The organism is Zhouia amylolytica AD3 (assembly GCF_000511935.2).
GTDB lineage: Bacteria > Bacteroidota > Bacteroidia > Flavobacteriales > Flavobacteriaceae > Zhouia > Zhouia amylolytica.
In genome coordinates, this window is record NZ_AYXY01000010.1 from 18,174 (window position 1) to 29,024 (window position 10,851).

Annotated in this window: 11 protein-coding genes; 9 read left to right on the plus strand and 2 right to left on the minus strand. The window is 32.2% G+C overall.

The genetic code is table 11. From position 1 onward, the window contains the following. Nucleotides 1–49 precede the first annotated feature (49 nt). From P278_RS03580 to P278_RS03605, 6 genes are all read left to right on the plus strand, one after another. Nucleotides 50–1,522 (plus strand): TolC family protein, encoded by a 1,473-nt coding sequence (locus tag P278_RS03580; RefSeq protein WP_038262504.1) that lies wholly within the window; start codon nucleotides 50–52, stop codon nucleotides 1,520–1,522. Nucleotides 1,523–1,543: 21 nt separating this feature from the next. After that, nucleotides 1,544–1,741 (plus strand): helix-turn-helix domain-containing protein, encoded by a 198-nt coding sequence (locus P278_RS03585; protein ID WP_038262507.1) that lies wholly within the window; start codon nucleotides 1,544–1,546, stop codon nucleotides 1,739–1,741. A gap of 43 nt (nucleotides 1,742–1,784) precedes the next feature. After that, nucleotides 1,785–2,531, plus strand: a complete 747-nt coding sequence (locus P278_RS03590) for a hypothetical protein (protein ID WP_038262510.1) — start codon at nucleotides 1,785–1,787, stop codon at nucleotides 2,529–2,531. A 17-nt stretch (nucleotides 2,532–2,548) separates the two neighbouring features. Beyond that, entirely contained in the window at nucleotides 2,549–3,013 is a 465-nt protein-coding gene (locus tag P278_RS03595; protein ID WP_038262512.1) for a chitin binding peritrophin-A domain-containing protein, read from the plus strand. Between the two features lie 76 nt (nucleotides 3,014–3,089). Further along, nucleotides 3,090–4,283, plus strand: coding sequence for a 6-bladed beta-propeller (locus P278_RS03600; RefSeq protein WP_038262514.1), 1,194 nt, complete (start codon nucleotides 3,090–3,092; stop codon nucleotides 4,281–4,283). Next, nucleotides 4,280–4,906, plus strand: a complete 627-nt coding sequence (locus P278_RS03605) for a hypothetical protein (protein WP_038262523.1) — start codon at nucleotides 4,280–4,282, stop codon at nucleotides 4,904–4,906. Before P278_RS03600 ends, P278_RS03605 begins: the two co-directional genes overlap by 4 nt. A 594-nt stretch (nucleotides 4,907–5,500) precedes the next feature. On the opposite strand, the gene P278_RS03610 is transcribed toward P278_RS03605, so the two are convergent. Together P278_RS03610 and P278_RS03615 are read right to left on the minus strand one after the other, a co-directional pair. Beyond that, complete coding sequence (locus P278_RS03610) at nucleotides 5,501–6,598, minus strand: hypothetical protein (protein ID WP_038262526.1); 1,098 nt, start codon at nucleotides 6,596–6,598, stop codon at nucleotides 5,501–5,503. A gap of 1 nt (nucleotide 6,599) precedes the next feature. Next, complete coding sequence (locus P278_RS03615; RefSeq protein ID WP_038262538.1) at nucleotides 6,600–7,376, minus strand: RNA polymerase sigma factor; 777 nt, start codon at nucleotides 7,374–7,376, stop codon at nucleotides 6,600–6,602. 390 nt (nucleotides 7,377–7,766) lie between these two features. Between P278_RS03615 and P278_RS03620 the strand changes: the two genes are divergently transcribed. The 3 genes from P278_RS03620 to P278_RS03625 all read left to right on the plus strand — a co-directional run bounded on the left by P278_RS03620 (nucleotide 7,767) and on the right by P278_RS03625 (nucleotide 10,745). Beyond that, nucleotides 7,767–8,015 (plus strand): helix-turn-helix domain-containing protein, encoded by a 249-nt coding sequence (locus P278_RS03620; protein ID WP_038262529.1) that lies wholly within the window; start codon nucleotides 7,767–7,769, stop codon nucleotides 8,013–8,015. Between the two features lie 231 nt (nucleotides 8,016–8,246). Then, entirely contained in the window at nucleotides 8,247–8,378 is a 132-nt protein-coding gene (locus tag P278_RS16815) for a hypothetical protein (protein WP_262507897.1), read from the plus strand. A 456-nt stretch (nucleotides 8,379–8,834) separates the two neighbouring features. Next, on the plus strand, nucleotides 8,835–10,745 hold the full coding sequence (locus P278_RS03625) for an AAA family ATPase (protein ID WP_038262532.1): 1,911 nt from the start codon (nucleotides 8,835–8,837) through the stop codon (nucleotides 10,743–10,745). The last annotated feature ends 106 nt before the right edge of the window (nucleotides 10,746–10,851 follow it).

The following is a 10,851-nucleotide window of genomic DNA, read 5'->3' on the forward strand; positions in this document are numbered from 1 at the left end:
CAGTGAATAACAAATGTATCGATTCATTAAACTAATATATATACCAGCCATGTTTTTAACAACGATTGCTGGGTATGCACAATTGAAAGATTCGTTGACTTTGGATTTAAATCAGGTACTGGAGATATCTGCAACAAAATCGCTGGAATCGTTTAAAAATAAGAATACCTTATTGACCCGATATTGGGAATATGAAAACTATAAAATTGAGGGACTTCCTGTTATTGGAATTAATTTTGAGCCATTGAGTTACAATAATTATACCCAAGAGGTTTATAATTATGAGCAGAACAGGTATGAATTCAGAAACCAACAAACCCTCAATTCGAATGCGGGCTTGAATATTCAAAAGAACATTTTAGCCACTGGGGGTAGATTGTACCTCAATTCGAGTGTCAATCGCCTGGAAACTTACGGGGACAATCCTTCTCTGTCATTTAATAACAATCTTTTTAATATAGGTTTTGAACAGGGATTATTTAATTTCAATCCATATAAATGGGATAAAAAGATAGAACCCTTACAATATGAAAAAGCTAAAAAGGAATATTTAGAATCACAACAACAACTACATGTGAACGCGATTAGCTACTTTTTCGATTTAGCCAATGCGCAATTGAGTTATAATATGGCTCAAGATAACTTTAGCAATGCAGATAAACTATATAAATTAGGACAAAAGCGATTTGAAATTGCCACTATAAATAAAGAGGCTTTACTTGATTTAGAACTGAATTTACTGGATAGCGAAGTTAGCCTTAAAAGAGCACAGAGCAGGTTAAAAAGTGCGCAGTATAAATTGAATTCATTCCTGGGATTTGATACTTCTCGAGCTATTGAGTTGAAAATCCCGGAGGAGGTGCCAAAGCTTCAACTTTCTGAGGAATTTATTTTGGACCAGGCAATGACTAATAATACCCAAATGCTCGATATCCGCTTAAGAGAATTACAATCTCTAAAGGAGGTAAACAGAACTGCTGCAGAGAGGAAATTCAATCCTAAATTTTCGGGGAGTGTCGGGCTCAATAAGACCAGCGACACCTGGCCTGATACTTACCAGGATCCTTTAAATCAACAACGGGTGAGTCTGTCTATAGAAATTCCTTTGGTAGATTGGGGTAGGAGAAAGCGAAACAATATGAGAGCAGAGAGGAACCTTGAAATTACCCGTATAGAAAACGAGCAGACGGCTATTGATTTTGAGCAGGAGGTACAATTGTTGGTTACTGATTTTAATATACAGGGTAAGCTGGTGGAAAACGCCAGAAAAGCCAGTGAGGTGGCTGCTACTACCCATGTGATTATTATGCAGCGTTTTATGTTTGGTACGGTCGATATTGTAAGGCTGAATAGTGTAGTCAGGAACAAGGATAATGCCCGTAACAGTTATTTACAAAGTCTTAAACAATATTGGACCAATTATTATATGTTGCAGATGGTAACGCTCACCGATTTGCAAACGGGGATCAGACTCTCTGATTCATTTAATTTGAAAGCGCTAATAGACTCCATTAATCAATAGAATATACCAATAAATAATACCATGAAGTTTAGAAAATATCAGCAACGTAAAGCTTTTATGTTAGATCTCATAGAAAAGGGGTACCCTGGTTCGGCTGCGGTTATGGCTGAAAAGATTGGTATCTCTCGCAGGACATTTTTTGAGTATATCAATGACTTTAGAATGGAAGGAATTTATATCGTGTATGATAAATCTCAAAAAACATTCATAAAAAAATAGCAGAGTGCAATGTAATTGCACTCTGACAAAATAATTTTGGGGCATGAAGAAAACCATACTTTATTTAATTGTAATTTTTACTATAAGTATACAGAGTTGTAAGGTCGATAAGACGAACCCGAAGGTTAAAGAAGGAGAAATTGATGGTCTGAACTATGTGGAAGGAACCTTAGATGAGGCTTTAGCTATTGCTAATGAAGAAGGAAAGTATTTGTTTGTGGTAAGTGTTCTAGAGGGGTGTAATGCCTGTGACAATTTTTTAGTAAAGCCTACATTAAATGATAGGTTAAAAGAGGAGCTTTCTGATCATTATCTGATTTACAAGTGTGATTTTCTTAGAAGAGAGAATCGATATTTAAGTTGGATTTTTAATAGTGTTGCATCACCCACAGGATTTGTATTTTCACCAGAATCAAAACTTATAAATATTGTTTTACCTAATGAAGCCCCAAAAGTAATACATCAGGCCTTAGAATTGGGAAGAAAAGGAACTGTTGTTAATTCTAAGTTTAGTAAAAGAATATCCCTAGTAGGTAAAGATGCTGTGATCTTTTTTAATCAGGTCTTTCAAGCGCAACAGCTTATTGATAAAGGAGGGATGGAGGGTTTAAGGGAGGCTTACTTTCTTTTGCGCAAGAGCATAGCTACTGAATCGTATTTTTATAATAATTACTTATGTGCTCAAGTTGCTAAGCGATTGGAATTGTATGATGACACCCGGCATTATATGAAGCAAGTTGATGAGCTCGATGGTGATTATAATAGGAGATTATATAATGAATTATATTAACCTTTTAATTATTTTTTATGAAACGATTATTTATTTTAAGCTTAGTGGCATTAGGTACAATTTGTAGCACAAATGCGCAGCAAGTAGTGAATTATTATTCAAATGATTTTGATGACGGATTCTATTCACATCCTTTTGATGTAGCAAAATATATACAGATTTCTGAGGGTGTAGAGTATGAATTTAGCTGTCCTACTGAAATGGTTTGGAATCAAAGTGATGAACGATGTGATTGGGCAGTTAATGTTGAGGTTGAAGACTCTAATGTAGAAAGCTGTGGATATCTTTATACCAACTATACATTGGAAACAGAGGTTTATTACCAATGGGAGACCAGTATTGGAGCTAAAATAGCTAAAAATCTAGGGAGTGTTACCTTTTCAGGAGGGGGTACAAGGTCATTAACTTATTGTGATCCATGTTGGGCTCATTCTGATGGAAGACATTCCTGCTGCTATAATCATACTGGCTGGAGTTCTTAATTTATTTCTAACTTAATTTGAAGTCTATATTATTTTGCAGTGAGTAATATAGACTTTATTTAAATTTCAAATTTATATGAATGATTATATAAATCGATTTCTTTATGTTATGGTTTTTTGCTTTTTGGTAGTCCGTTGTGACACAAATATAGACAAACAAACAATTAAAAGTAATGATTATTCTACAATTGTAGTTGATTTTGATGAGCCTTCAAATGATATCAATCAATTATATGGTATGATTGATAGTGTTTCTGCTATTCCATTAGAAACTAAATCTGATTTCTTAATAGGAAGGATTAAAAAAATTTTGTTTGATGAGGATTATATTTATGTACTTGATGATGATTCAAACTCTTTATATAGTTTTGATAAGGCTGGTAAAGCTATAATAAAATTTGGAAATATTGGAAGAGGGCCTGGTGAGTACATGAGGATAGGTGATTTTGATATTTTAGATAATGAAATAGTAATATTCGATCGCATAAATAAATTAATCTTTTTTGATAAACAAGGAGGCTTTACTAAAGAAGAATTTATTAATGATGTTTCTGCTGAGTATATAGCAAGTGTTAATAGTACAACCACCTTTACTATAAACAATATTTCTCATGATAATACTAGTAAAAGGATAAGTTTGCTTACCAATGGACATCTGGCTTCAACTCAACCTAAAGTCCTAAATTTTGATACAATTAAATCTGGAAATAGGATGAAGGTTAGGAAGCCTATTACTTATTTAAAGGATCAATTATTTTTTACAGATTATTTTAAAAATGACGTTTATTCAATATCGAAGGATACAATAAAATTAAAATATCGTTTTGATTTTGGATCTTATACATTTAATACTGAAGCTCGTAATACTCTTTTTAAAAATTTAAATAATACCAGTGCCTTGTCAGCAATACTAAAAAGTAAATATGTGGGAGTTTTGGATTATTTTAATGTAAGTGAAAATTATCTGTATGTGACAAGTGTGTGGAATGAACAGATGTATGAAATTTACTACGATAAAAGGAAAGGCGATATTTTTAAATTTGGTTATAGTGATTATCCCTCTTGGTTTAAGAAATTGCATACCCCATACTTAGGGGTCAAAAAAGAAGACATATTTATTTCTATTGTTTATCCTGATAAATTATTAGATATGACAGAAAGTGAAAAAGTTGAAATTTTAAAACTTACAAATCAAAGTAACTTTTTAAAGTATTTGGAGTCAATCGATTACGAGGATAATCCTTTAATCATCTTAACATATTTAAAATGAATATACACAAGAGTAAATACTATTTAGGTCTATTATTAATAATCTTTTTTTTATTAGGGCATAGCTATGTTCAGAGAACTAAGAATAAGAGAAATATAGATAATTTGAATAAGCTTAATGAACGATTACTTACTGATTCAAATAGAAACCTTGAAAATTCAGTTTCTGAACGTATATTAATACGTCAAATAGAAATTATTAATGAGAGTAATGATATAAATATTAATTTACCTATGGAAGCGGAAAATGGTAAAAAAGTTATATTGGGAAATATGTTAAATAAGGGAGATCTAGTTTTCGTTTTTACAAGGTTTAATTTTTGTCAACCTTGTATTGACATCCAAATGAGGTTAATTGATGAAATGTTACGAAAATATGAGAATTTTAAAATTACCATAGTAGCAAATGGTTATGATGCAAAGAGTTTAAAGATATTTAAAAGTACAAGGAATATTAATTTTGAAATTCTTAGGGCTATGGAAAATCCATTGATTTTAGAAAATAACGATAAAAATTTACCTTATTACTTTTATGTTGATGATAATTTTAGAAAAAGAAATCTTTTTATTCCAACCAAAGAATCAATTCAATTAACTCAATTATATTTAAATAAATCCTCATAAACAAATTATATGCTTTTTACAAATTATAATGTAGTTATTTTATGTTTAGAGAACAACAACGGTTAAGCAAGAGGGTAGCGCGCTAAAGCGACGCTACTAGTTTATTTTGCTTCGCAAACCCCTTTGTGAATAGGAGATTTGGGTAAATTTTAAAGAATGGAAATTCTCATGTTTTTTACTAAAAAGCATCGTGAGCCCAGTAAAAATGGCTGATTTTTTACTAAAAAACATAATTAATATGATGACCTACGTTATTCCATGGCATCAAAAAGCACAAGCATTTTGGTTTTAAAGCTCCTAACTTTATAACCCATTTTTCACGTAGAAATGCCTTCATCCCAGTAAAACTGGCGAATTTTTCACGGAAAAATGATATTTCACCAAGCAAAGCAGTATTAGTTCGGTAAGGATTTGGGGGCTCTTTTTAATTAAAATAGTGCTGAAAGTCAAAATAAGGAAGCCCACACGTTGCATATGCTCCTTATACTCAGCGTGTGTAAGTTTCATCACACGGGTTGTATATGCTATTCACATTTAGTGAGTGTCCTTAGGCCTCACCTTACGGGTGTACAAGCACCCTCTTAACCACATCGGTTAATCTACAATAAGTTCTATGCCTGCCTTCTCGGCCTTGTATTTTATTTTACTAATAAGCTCATAATAACTCCAGTTTCTCAGGACAAATTTCTCTTCTTTAGCAACACTAATTTTTTCTTCTTGATTTAATAGCAGTAAGGTGCCAGCCTGATGTTTAACGCAAAAATCAATAAGTCTTCTGCTATATACATGCAGACGTTGTGAGATATAATTACTTTCGACTTTATAAAACTTGTCTATAGCCTTTATTTTTCGTTTACGTCCATGACCTGATTTACAGTAGGTAGCCCCTATCTTTGCTCTTTTCCGTGCGGCTTGGATAGCTAACCTTCTGTACAAGAATTCTTCTTTAGTACCTATGGTTAACCTTTTTTTACCAGTTTTCACTACAATAGGGTATTCAAGAGATAAAGAAGCCTCAGCAATTATCTCGGGTCTTAGACAATGTTTCTCTTTTTCAATTTCAAAAACAGCCAACCAAAAGATTTTACCTTTTTGTAGTTTTATATGTGAGGTACAAAGTTTGATTTCTCCCTTTAGCAATCGCTCCAATAAGATGCGTTTATCGGTAAAGTCTTTTCCTAAGTATGTTTTCATGGGTATAGAAAACAATCGGAAGCAAAAAGCATTTTTTTCCTCGCTATATCCAAATCTGGTTATGCCTTCCAGGCTAAAAGGAAAAGCCATGTCTTTTCTGAAATTCTCCAGGGAACGTTCGCCTTTCCAATACTTTGTAGTGTTTTGTTTGAATGTAGTATTTATAGTTCCATTTAAACAGGATAATATATTTGTTGGGATTTCACCTTTAAAACGATTGGATATCACGCGATAGGTAGTATTGATGCGTGAACGATTTAAGATACCGTCGTCATTCTTTTTCTCATCAGCCAATTTGTATTTAATGCCCTCGGATAAATAGAAAAAATCTTTGATCATTTCCTGTACATATAGATGGGAAACAATAAGGTTAGCAGCCCGATAGCATCGATTCTGCCATTGGTAGAGTTTACATATTGTATCTTCCTTTTCTTCTTTGGAAGGCAGGTCAACCAAAAGCTGGATTTTTCGAGTGAGTCTAATTGTTGAATTTCCCATACTATACGGATTCAAATTGTTTGTTTTGCCATAGTTTATAAGCTGCTACAAATTCTTTGTGAACTTCCTTTTGGGATAGGTTGAGCTCTTGTGCAATAAAAGCAAAGGAATGCTTCTTTTTGCATCGTAGTTCCAATACCTTTTTTTGCCCCTTGGTCATTTCTTTTTTAACCTTTACACCAATAGCAGGTTTCGTTTTGATTTTGGAAATGCCCCCTTGATGTATTATATCTTTAATATCCTCGATAGCCCTTTTTACCTCATTACTGGTTTCAGTAATGCCCTTGCCCAAAACCCGTCCAATTGCTTTATACCGAAATCCGTACTTTAAACAAAGCTCAATTAAATGCCTTCTTTCCGTATTCAATAGGGGCAAAACACTCTTGATTTGATCAAATGCTTTTTGTTGCCATTGTTGATGGTTTAAATTTTCTTCATCATTTTCCGGATCATACCCCGCCATACGGTCTTGATAATTTTCGTAACTTTCTAAGGAATTAACTCTCTTCAAGAACTTGTTTTTGGGTCTGCTATGGTATGCCATACATTCCATCTTCATCACATACTTTAAAAAAAAGTATATATGCTGAGGGTCTTTTATCCGATCTTGATAATTCCATAATTTTATGAAAACATCCTGAACCAGGGTTTCTATTACAAAGTCATCATCAAGCCACTGCTTACCCACCCAAAACATGCTTCTGCTGTATTGAGCATATATATACTCTAAAGCAGCAGGATCTCCATTTTTTAATAACTCAAAATTACGGTGTAGCATAACAGATCGCATTTTAATATACCATGCGAGTTCTTATGATTTATAAAATGAAGATGCTTTGAAAACGGTTGAGAAGTGTTCCGGTTGTTAGAAAATAAATAGGTGTGGAACTCAACTTATTGTTATCGAGGTACTGGCGGTACCTTTACCACAGATAAGTGAGCCCACACCCGGGTTGTGAGCTAATCTACTTATCATCTCGTGGTAATTAAAAAAACGCCAGTTTTCGATAACGAGACTCAAAGCAATTGCTTCCTATATTTTCTTTCAGAAGAATCGCAAAAATATGTAATCTGATTCAAATATATAAAAAAACAACCAACTGTAGCTTGTATTGCCTACATTAAATATGTTAAAATTTTTGAGATTGCTTGTTATAAGAACTCATAGATGAATCAAGAACAAATTTATATTCAAAAATTCGGTGAAAATGTTTTCAAACGTAGAAGTGAGCTCAAGCTGAGCTATAGACAATTAGCGCAAAAATGTGATGTAGACTTTAGTGCTATTTCAAAAATTGAAAAAGGTCAGAAAAGTTTGGAGTTTCAAACTATTATTGAGCTAGCGAAGGGGTTAGAAATTCACCCCAGAGAATTATTTGATTTTGAATTTCCTTTGGATGATTTTATTGAAGAGTAAAAGTATAAGATAGTTATAGAAATAATTAGCCAATCCACAATGATTGGTTTTTTTGATTTTAAGGGTGTGGGTTTCCGTAAAATATATTCTTTTTTTATGCTTTAGTTTGAGAAATTGGGAATTTTCCCTGATTAAATATTGAGGAAAAATTCTTTTAAATTTATATATACTTCGTATAACATATGAATGAAAAGGATATTTAGAATAAATTGAATCTAGAAAATTAACATAATGGGAATTAAACCAGGTCCAAAAAGAATTGCCAAATCTACAGGAAAGCCGGACAGACGTCAAAGAGATAATAAGAAAGCTCCAGGAAATACACCATCACTAAAACCTCACAAACATAAGCAAGGGGATTAGCCATTATGCTTATTTTCTAAATTAAATTACTCTTTTGCAAACAGAGTTTTTTAAAGGAGATATAAAAGAAAATAAAAAGAATGGTGCCAATAACTAAGTGTTCGTGTGATCCTTACGGTTAGCATTAATAGAGTGTTAAGTAGTGTTATTTGCATAGGCCAAACCGTTAGGCGCTTTAATTGCAACGATTTGAATTGAGGAAAAACAGAATTATCCTTAGGTACAACTACTTCTTCAATATTAACAAACCTTTACAAATGCTTAAACAGACTTAAGGAGTATTAAAATATTATTATGCGCCTAAGATTATAAAAAAAATATAGAAAATAGTAACCAAGTAGCAAGAAATAGTTTTATTAAAATAAAAAATCCGTTAGATTTGTAGGTAAACATATTAAAAATAAACACCATATGGTGTTTATACAATTGTTGCCAACAATTTGAACAAAACCAAATATGAGTAAAGAATTAGAGAGTTTTCTAGCTTACACTAAACAAGCAAAAGAATATTTAAATATTGATAGACAAGGTGCTTATGAGTTAGGTTGCTCGGAACCTACTTTGAACATACTAGATAAAGTTATTGCCCTTACCAATATGCTTGAGGAAAAAGCAAAAGTTGGCGATTTAAAAGTTAATTATTTAAATCAATTTCAATCGAACATAGACGGCATTCTTTCTAACCTATCATTCAAAGGACATAAAGACACTAATTTCATCTCTCAACAAGACCAAAATTGGCAAGACTCAATCAAACTACAAATTGAAAACAAATCTGGTAATATTTCAATACTATATCATCAATTAGAATTTAATATTGATTTTTTTGATAAGATTGGATATTTTAATAACAATGTTGTTGCCATAGGCGCAAATGGTAGCGGAAAAACAACTTTATCTAATAAATTTAAAAATTATCTTCAAAACAATGGAGTAGTAATTTCTGCTCAAAGAATTTTATTAGTTCCAAATTTTGATGCAATTTCTAATCCTGCTACGACAGCGAATGAATTAAAACAAACGCAAGTAAGAGACAAATCGAATAAAAACGCAAGAGAGTTTAATCATTTGCAACAAGAGTTTGCCGTTGTTTTAAAAAACTTACTTGCAGACAATATTTCAGCAGGTAATAGTTACAGAAAAGAATCTCTAAAATTAGTTTCACAGGGAGAACAAATCAAGAATCCCAATCCAACAAACTTGGATATTACTTTTGATATATGGAATTCTTTGATTGAACACAGGACTATTAGCTGTGACGATGGAATTAATATTACAGCAAGGTCTGATGATGGCAGGTCGTATCCTGCAATACAAATGAGTGATGGGGAAAAAGTAATGCTCTACCTAATTGGTCAAGTTCTTCAAGCACCACCAAATGGATTTATAGTAATTGATGAGCCAGAAATGTATTTACACAAAACGGTTCTCAAAAAATTGTGGGACATTTTAGAGAATAAGAGAAACGATTGTCTTTTTATATATCTAACTCACGATTTAGACTTCGCTACTAGCAGAACGACTGCAAAAAAAATATGGATTAAATCTTTTACTCATCCAGACAAGTGGGAAATTGAAGATATCCCAACAGATGAAATACCTGAAACTCTTCTTTTTGAACTATTAGGTAGTAGGAAAAATATTCTTTTCTGTGAAGGTGTTAAAGGTAGTATTGACGAAAGGGTATATTCAATACTTTTCCCAGAATTGACAATAATGCCCGTTGGCAGTTGCTTTGATGTTATAAATCATACAAAAGCATTTAATAAATTAAAAAATGTGAATACTAAAGCTTTTGGTCTTATTGATTCTGACCATCACGATACAGCAAGACTTGAAAAACTAATAGAAAGCGATATCTATTCGTTTTCAGTTGCTGAAGTTGAAAACCTATTTTTAGATTCAGAGTTTCTGACAGTTCTGGCGAAACAAATACTAATAGATGAAGCAAATATTGATTTGATTAAAACTGATGTAATAAAAGAATTAGATAAATTAAAAGAAATTCAGGCTTCAAATTATGTAAGCACGAAAGTAAATTACTATTTTACTGACAGTGATGTTTCAAAAGGTAACGCTTTAGCTCAATTAGAAACTAATTATCAAAATTTTCTAGATAACATTTCTATAAGTGATTGGTATACTGAACGCATAACGGAATTAAATGAAATTATAGCTAATACTGACTATGATAAAGTTTTGGTTTCCTTTAATCATAAAGGAATCAGAAATATTGCAAGTAAGCACTTAAATATATCAGATTTTACGGATAGAAGTATAAAATTATTACAAGGGAATCAGGATGCAAAATCAGCTCTGAATAAGTACTTCCCTGAAGAAATAAAAACTGCTGGCAACAATGTATAAAAATAATAGCGGTTTTATCGCTAAACCGAAAGTAAGTAATTATAAAAAAGGCCTGCGTTTAACCGAAAAGTAGGTGCATAAAAACCCGCTACTATTCTTATACGAG

What these genes read in the sequence shown, in the direction of transcription:
- P278_RS03610 (WP_038262526.1), bottom strand. Translation starts at nt 6,598, where the DNA reads ATGGGAAATTCAACAATTAGACTCACTCGAAAAATCCAGCTTTTGGTT.
- P278_RS03620 (WP_038262529.1), top strand. Translation starts at nt 7,767, where the DNA reads ATGAATCAAGAACAAATTTATATTCAAAAATTCGGTGAAAATGTTTTC.
- P278_RS03580 (WP_038262504.1), top strand. Translation starts at nt 50, where the DNA reads ATGTTTTTAACAACGATTGCTGGGTATGCACAATTGAAAGATTCGTTG.
- P278_RS03585 (WP_038262507.1), top strand. Translation starts at nt 1,544, where the DNA reads ATGAAGTTTAGAAAATATCAGCAACGTAAAGCTTTTATGTTAGATCTC.
- P278_RS03595 (WP_038262512.1), top strand. Translation starts at nt 2,549, where the DNA reads ATGAAACGATTATTTATTTTAAGCTTAGTGGCATTAGGTACAATTTGT.
- P278_RS03615 (WP_038262538.1), bottom strand. Translation starts at nt 7,376, where the DNA reads ATGCTACACCGTAATTTTGAGTTATTAAAAAATGGAGATCCTGCTGCT.
- P278_RS03625 (WP_038262532.1), top strand. Translation starts at nt 8,835, where the DNA reads ATGAGTAAAGAATTAGAGAGTTTTCTAGCTTACACTAAACAAGCAAAA.
- P278_RS03605 (WP_038262523.1), top strand. Translation starts at nt 4,280, where the DNA reads ATGAATATACACAAGAGTAAATACTATTTAGGTCTATTATTAATAATC.
- P278_RS03590 (WP_038262510.1), top strand. Translation starts at nt 1,785, where the DNA reads ATGAAGAAAACCATACTTTATTTAATTGTAATTTTTACTATAAGTATA.
- P278_RS03600 (WP_038262514.1), top strand. Translation starts at nt 3,090, where the DNA reads ATGAATGATTATATAAATCGATTTCTTTATGTTATGGTTTTTTGCTTT.
- P278_RS16815 (WP_262507897.1), top strand. Translation starts at nt 8,247, where the DNA reads ATGGGAATTAAACCAGGTCCAAAAAGAATTGCCAAATCTACAGGAAAG.